The organism is Nocardiopsis trehalosi NBRC 14201 (genome assembly GCF_001552555.1).
Classification (GTDB): domain Bacteria; phylum Actinomycetota; class Actinomycetes; order Streptosporangiales; family Streptosporangiaceae; genus Nocardiopsis_B; species Nocardiopsis_B trehalosi.
Genome location: NZ_BCRK01000268.1, coordinates 1 through 5,785, shown reverse-complemented (window position 1 = coordinate 5,785; position 5,785 = coordinate 1). Strand labels below are relative to the sequence as shown.

General features: G+C 75.0%; 6 protein-coding genes. 1 reads left to right on the top strand and 5 read right to left on the bottom strand.

The window, feature by feature from the left end; all coding sequences use genetic code 11:
• Positions 1-490 precede the first annotated feature (490 nt).
• The 5 genes from NT8_RS26820 to NT8_RS26800 all read right to left on the bottom strand — a co-directional run bounded on the left by NT8_RS26820 (position 491) and on the right by NT8_RS26800 (position 4,761).
• Positions 491-1,171 carry an adenosylcobinamide amidohydrolase gene (locus tag NT8_RS26820; protein WP_084469316.1) on the bottom strand — a complete coding sequence of 227 codons (681 nt, stop codon included), beginning with the start codon at positions 1,169-1,171 and terminating at the stop codon, positions 491-493.
• A 187-nt stretch (positions 1,172-1,358) separates the two neighbouring features.
• Positions 1,359-2,063, bottom strand: a complete 705-nt coding sequence (locus NT8_RS26815) for a hypothetical protein (protein WP_369406316.1) — start codon at positions 2,061-2,063, stop codon at positions 1,359-1,361.
• A gap of 158 nt (positions 2,064-2,221) precedes the next feature.
• Entirely contained in the window at positions 2,222-2,761 is a 540-nt protein-coding gene (locus NT8_RS26810) for a DUF6114 domain-containing protein (protein ID WP_084469314.1), read from the bottom strand.
• Positions 2,762-2,839: 78 nt separating this feature from the next.
• Positions 2,840-3,487: a DUF6230 family protein gene (locus NT8_RS26805; protein ID WP_245646351.1), complete on the bottom strand. Its 648-nt coding sequence runs from the start codon at positions 3,485-3,487 to the stop codon at positions 2,840-2,842.
• Between the two features lie 389 nt (positions 3,488-3,876).
• Positions 3,877-4,761 (bottom strand): sigma-70 family RNA polymerase sigma factor, encoded by an 885-nt coding sequence (locus NT8_RS26800; RefSeq protein ID WP_084469315.1) that lies wholly within the window; start codon positions 4,759-4,761, stop codon positions 3,877-3,879.
• Between the two features lie 103 nt (positions 4,762-4,864).
• Here NT8_RS26800 and NT8_RS26795 point away from each other — a divergent pair, with 103 nt between their 5' ends.
• Entirely contained in the window at positions 4,865-5,638 is a 774-nt protein-coding gene (locus tag NT8_RS26795; protein ID WP_067975531.1) for an SDR family oxidoreductase, read from the top strand.
• Positions 5,639-5,785: the final 147 nt, after the last annotated feature.

Sequence of the window (5,785 nt, the reverse complement as noted above, 5' to 3'; positions counted from 1 at the left end):
GGGGGGGGGCGGCGGGTGTCAGACGTCCTGGGTGCCCAGGACGGCGGAGAGCACGAGGGCGTTGCCGGAGTTGTTGATGCCCGGCTCCTGCTCCAGCTCCGTGGCGGCGTCGCAGGAGCCGGATTGGACGTGGGCGCCGGGGGAGAGCAGGACCAGGGGGTTGGCGCGGTGGGCCTCGGTGGCGGGTTCGGCCGAGTTCCCCTCGGCGAGGGCGAGGCGGGGGCGGTGCCGACCAGGGTGAGAGCGGCGGCCGCGGTGAGGGCGGCGGCGGTGCGGCGCAGGAACGCGGACATGGCGAGGGGACCTCTCCTACACGGATGGTTTCCGAGGGCTCGAAATCGATCACTTGCAGTAGTCGAACGCGGGGTCGGTGGGACCGGAACGCGATCCGCACACCAGCCGCACACCCGGGGCGTCGACAAACGCGACGCGGCCCCTCCTCGGCGCGCCGCCGCCCCGCTGCCGCTCCCGCCCTACGGACGGGCCGCGCTCACCGCTCCCACGGCTCCGGGGAGGTGCGGCGGCGCCGCGCGTCGACCTCCGCGCCCGCGCGGACCGCAGCGTGGACCGCACGCGCGATACGGCCGCCCCAGCGGGAGCGCGGCCCGCCGAACGCCTCCTCCGGCCCGGCGCCGTCCGCCCGCACCGCCACGCACACCGCGTCCGACGCGGTCCCCGTGCACGCGAACCCCGCCTCCAGCACCGCCTGCACCTTCGCCTCGGCGACCGTCGTCGCCGCGTTCACCAGCGCCGTGTCCGACAGCCGCGCCGGCACCGCCACCACGATGTTGATCGTCCCCGGCCCCTGCCCCGCCAGCGGCAGGTCGAGCCGGGCCTCGTCCAGCTCCGCCGCGTCGGCCGCCCACGTGGGCCGCCCGATCGCGACCGTCGCCAGCGCCTCCACCCCGCCGTCGGCCGCGAAGGCGGTCGCCGCCGGCACATCGGCCGCCGTCATCAACCCCACGCCCGCCCCCGAGAGCCCGGCCAGGGCCGCCACCTCCCGCAGGTGCGCGTCCGGGTCCATCCGCCGGTACCCATGGGAGACCTGCGCGTTCACCACGAACCGCCGCGGCCCCACGCCCCCGCCCAGCACCCCCGACGACAGCATCCGCCACCCCGGGCCGGCGTCCCACACCAGCGCGCCGAGCCGCGCCCCGTCCTCCACCCGCATGAGCAGCGACGCGTCGAGCACCGCGCCGCCGACCCGCAGCGCCCCGCCGCCACCCGCGGGTCCGCCCGCCGCCTCGCTCCCTCGCACCCGAGCACTGTAGCCGCGCCCCCGCGGCCACCCCGCGCAACGGGGGGAGGCCCCGGCGGCGGGCCGGGGCCTCCGTGGGGCGGCGGAACGCCGCACCCGGTCAGGTGATGGAGATGGGCGTGCTCGGGTCGCTCACGTTCGCCACGTCATAGGTCGCGGTGAAGTTCGACGACGTCGCCGAGGTCGGGCAGCCGAACCCGCCCACCACGCTCACCGGCGTGGCCTCCGACACGAACGCCAGCTCGGCCGGGCTGCCGTTCGTCCAGTCGCCCGTGACCGCCGCCGGCCCGTTCGGCGCCGCGGTCGCCGTGCACGACGCCAGACCCGACGTCCGCACCACCAGGCCGGCCTGCGGCAGCACCAGCGACGCGGTCGGCGACGCGCCGCCCTGCGCCTGGATGGTCCACGCACCCGACGTGGTCACCGTCGCGTTCACCAGCGGCAGGCTCGTCGTGCAGTTCGTGAAGGAGGGCGGGTTGATCGGGCCCGACACCGTCCCGTCCGGGTTGGTGTTGGCGGCGGGCACCTGGTTGTTCGCGTTGGACCCCACGGGGTTGGTGGGGGCGGTGGTCGACGCGTTGCAGGTGACGGTCACGCCGCCGACCGAGAACGTCGCCGACCCGGACAGGGTCGCCGCGAAGTAGGCGCCGGCCGGGCTGACCGTGGTCGGGTCGGCGGCGAGCGCGGGGCCGGCCGCCAACGCCAGGGCGCCGACCGCACCGGCCGCGGTCAGGCCGCCGCGGAGCAGCATCCGGGCGAGGGGGGAGGAGGAGGTGGGGGTCGTCGACAGAAGAGTGCGCCGCATTGTGTGAGAACTCCCTTCATGGGCGCGCGGGACCGGACCGCCCGGGACAACGGGCCGTCTCCGGTCATGGGGCACTGCGCCGACCGGTCGACGCGCCGGGTACGAGACCCCGTCGGCGGCGCAGAGATCGTGGATCGTGGCTGTCGGTGGATCGCCGCTCAGGGAGCGCGGCGCTCGGCGGCGTCGGACGGCGGCCCGACCCCGGCGGGACCGCCGTCGACCGGGGGCGGCGCCTCGGGGGCGGACGCCTCGGCACCCCGCCGCGCCGACCGGCGGCCGCGCCGCCTCCGGGCCGGGCGGCGCGGCCGCGCGGTGGGCTGCCAGGCGAACATCAGCCCGCCGCCGACGAACGCCAGCAGGCTGCCCACCACGAACCCGCCCAGGTTGGAGAAGACCAGCGCCGCCAGGCCGACGAGCACCGTGAGCACGCCCGCGATCGTCCGCTGCCGCGGCTGCGCCCACACGATCATCCCCAGGGCCATGAGGAACACCCCGATGAGGACCGACGGCACACCCGCGATGCCCTGGGCGATCATCACCGTCGCCGGGGCCAGCGGCAGCGCCGAGATCACCGCCCCCGACAGCATCGTCAGCAGCCCGCCCAGGAACGGGCGGCGGTGCCGCCACGCCCGGAACCGGCGCCACAGCCGGCGCAGCAGGGAGACGCGCCGCGGCGCCTCCCGACTCCCCTCACCCATCGGGCCGTCCTTCCCCTCGCGGTCGCGGAGCCCGGCGCCGGGGTGCGGCCGGCGCCGGGCGGAGTACGCCGAAGCGGCCTAGAAGCACTCGGCGTCGCCGCGCCGCACGCTCAGGCTCAGGTCGGACAGGCGGAACGTCCCCGCGTTCGCCGCCCACGCGGTCTGCTCCAGGTCGCTCACCGCGATCGTGTCGCCCTGCATGCCGAACAGGTCCTGCATGCCCTGCCCGCCCTCGGGCCCCTGGTCCAGGGTGGAGGCGTCGCGGCCGATCTCCATGTCCGTGAACGACGCGTCGCCGTCCATCTGCGACATGTCGATGAAGAGATTCGTCGCCTCGACCGGGGTGCCGCCCGTCCCCGCCGACAGTTTCAGCGACACCTCACCCAGAATGGGGAACTCGGTGAGCACCGACTGGCAGAGCGAGTCGATCTCGGCGCTGCCGATCGCCGCGACGGCGACCGGATGGACGTTTCCGCGCAGGTCCTGGTCGAGCGATCCGTAGATGGCGACGCCGTCGCCCGACATCTCGTCGGCGGCGATCTTGAACTGCTGGCCGGACACCGCGAACGACGCCGCGATGGCGCCGTTCATGATGCCGAGCAGCAGCGCGCCCGCCCCCGCCGCGGCCGGCACGGTGAGCAGCGCGAAGCGGCGCCAGCTCGTGTGCCCGCGCCCGGCCTCCTCGGACTCCTCGACGTCGGGGGACTCCAGGATTTCGGTCGTCACGACATACCTCCTCTGTCGGTGAAACCGCCTGCACCCGCCTGCGCCTGTGCACGGTGCGAAGCGACGGGGGTGGGGCGGCGGCGAGATCGCCACCGGGCCCGGAATCCGTCACCACGTTTCAGTGGGAATGCCGACATCATGAAATGCGGAAGACCGGGTTTCAAGCCCTGTTGCGGTTTTGTTTCGCCTCCTCCGCAGGTGTAATCGCCGATGGCGGAACGCGCGGCGGATTCCGCGATCAATGGGCTCCAGCAGCGGAAATCCCGACGCCGGCGGTGGCCAGGAAATAGATCCACACCCCCATTTGTCATCCGAGTGACAAAAAGAGGCGCGGAATTCTTGACCCGGTGCGCACGCGGCGGGGCGCCGTACGGCACCCCGCCCCGCCGTCAATCGCGGAACAGCGAAGCGTCCAACCCGCGCAACCGGTCCGGGTCGGCCACCACGTCGATGGCCGCGATCCGGCCGGCCACGACGACGAACCCCATCACCGACAACGGACGCCCGTCCGCCACGACCACCACCCCGGCCGCCCCGTTGACGAGCGCCGGCCGCACGAACGGCGCGAACCGGGTGAACGTCGCCGCCCGCTCCGCCACGTCCCGGCCACCCGACACCGCCACGGTGTACCGGACGCGGGACGCACCGCCGTCCGACCGCAGCACCACATCGGGGTGCAGCACCGCGAGGAGCCCGTCGATGTCCCCCTCCCGCGCGGCGGCGAAGAACGCGTCGACCACCGCGCGCTGCACCGCGAGGTCGGCGTCCGGCGCCGGGGCCCGGCCCTGCACGCGGCGGCGCGCCCGACTCGCGATCTGCCGCGTCGCGGCCGGCGACCGGTCGACCAGGTCGGCGATCTCCGCGAACGGCACCGCGAACATGTCGTGCAGGACGAACACCACCCGCTCCACCGGCGCCAACTCGTCCAGCACCACCAGCAGCGCCAGGCCGACCGCGTCCGCCAGCAGCGACTCCTGCTCCGGGTCCGGCCCGCCGATCCCACTCACCACCGGATCGGGGACGTGTACATCGAGCGGGTCCTCCCGCCGGCGCTCGCGCGACCGCAGCATGTTCAGGCACACGCGGCCGACGACCGTGGTCAGCCACGCCTCGATGCTCTCGACCTCCGAGACATCGGCGCCGGCGGCGCGCAGCCACGCCTCTTGGAGGGCGTCGTCGGCCTCCGCCAGCGAGCCCAGCATCCGGTAGGCCACGCCGCGCAGGCGCGGGCGGTGCTCCTCGAAACGCGCCGACAGATCAACCCGATCTCCCACCGCCACCGTGTCACATCCTTCCGCCGAGCGGGTTCATACCGATGAGCCGCACCGAGCGGCGGCCGCGGCCGACCGGCCCGGCGGACCGAAATGGAGTATGACCATGGCGCACACCCTTCTCGTCACCGGGGGCACCGGACGCCTCGGCACCCTCGTCACCCCGCTGCTGCGCGGTGGCGGGCGCGAGATCCGCGTCCTGAGCCGCCGACCGCACGCCCCCACCGCGGACACCACCTGGTTCACCGGTGACCTGCGCGCGGACGAGGGCATCGCACCGGCGGTGGACGGCGTGGACACCGTCGTCCACCTGGCGGGCGGGGCCAAGGGGGACGACGTGGCCGCCGCCAACCTCGCCCGGGCGGCGGCGCGCGCCGGGGTGCGGCACCTGCTGACCATCTCCGTCGTCGCCGCCGACCGGATGCCGCTCGGCTACTTCACCGCCAAGCGCGACGCCGAGCGGGCGATCGCCGACTCCGGGGTTCCGTGGACCGTCCTGCGCGCCGCGCAGTTCCACGACCTCGTGCTGATGACCGCCGGCGCGATGGCGAAGCTGCCCGTCGTGCCCGTCCCGGGCGGCCTGCGCTTCCAGCCCGTCGACGCGCGCGACGTGGCCGACCGCATCGCGGAGCTGGCCCTGGGGGCGCCCGCCGGACGGGTGCCCGACATGGCGGGTCCCCGGGTGTACGGGATCGGGGAGCTGGTGCGCGGCTACCTCGACGCGACGGGCAAGCGCCGCCTGATGCTGCCGGTCCGGCTGCCCGGCGGGGTCGGCCGCGCCTACCGGGCGGGCGACAACCTGGTCACCGAGGGGATCACGGTCGGCACGCGCACCTGGGAGGACTTCCTCGCCGAGCGGGTGGGGCAGCCGGTGGGGTGAGCAGGGCGGGGTGAACGGCGGGTGTCGTCCAGCTCACGGCCGGGCGGGTTTGCGCTTCCGAGTCGGGCGGCTATAGTCGGTCGAGTCGCCTGGAGCGGGCCGCCTGGCCCGACGACCGGCGGCGGTCTTCTTCCCGGTCGCACCGCA

What these genes read in the sequence shown, in the direction of transcription:
- NT8_RS26820 (WP_084469316.1), bottom strand. Translation starts at nt 1,171, where the DNA reads ATGCGGGTGGAGGACGGGGCGCGGCTCGGCGCGCTGGTGTGGGACGCC.
- NT8_RS26810 (WP_084469314.1), bottom strand. Translation starts at nt 2,761, where the DNA reads ATGGGTGAGGGGAGTCGGGAGGCGCCGCGGCGCGTCTCCCTGCTGCGC.
- NT8_RS26795 (WP_067975531.1), top strand. Translation starts at nt 4,865, where the DNA reads ATGGCGCACACCCTTCTCGTCACCGGGGGCACCGGACGCCTCGGCACC.
- NT8_RS26815 (WP_369406316.1), bottom strand. Translation starts at nt 2,063, where the DNA reads ATGCGGCGCACTCTTCTGTCGACGACCCCCACCTCCTCCTCCCCCCTC.